General features: G+C 54.4%; 1 rRNA gene. It reads left to right on the forward strand.

The window, feature by feature from the left end:
* Positions 1 to 362 (forward strand): 23S ribosomal RNA (locus tag GM658_RS28680); the annotation flags it as partial.

The raw sequence follows: 362 nt of genomic DNA on the forward strand, positions 1-362 counted from the left end.
AAGGATATGGTAGGAGAGCGTTCTGTAAGCCTGCGAAGGTGTCTTGTAAAGGATGCTGGAGGTATCAGAAGTGCGAATGCTGACATGAGTAGCGATAATGCGGGTGAAAAGCCCGCACGCCGTAAGCCCAAGGTTTCCTGTTCAACGTTCATCGGAGCAGGGTGAGTCGGCCCCTAAGGCGAGGCAGAGATGCGTAGCTGATGGGAAGCAGGTTAATATTCCTGCACCGTCGTATGATGCGATGGGGGGACGGATCGCGGAAGGTTGTCTGCCTGTTGGAATAGGCAGTTCCTGGTTCATAGAAGGCGCTTAGGCAAATCCGGGCGCGTAATTCAAGGGACTGGGACGAGGCACTTAGGTGC

This window comes from Massilia eburnea, assembly GCF_009720745.1.
In the GTDB taxonomy this organism is placed as follows: domain Bacteria; phylum Pseudomonadota; class Gammaproteobacteria; order Burkholderiales; family Burkholderiaceae_D; genus Rugamonas; species Rugamonas eburnea.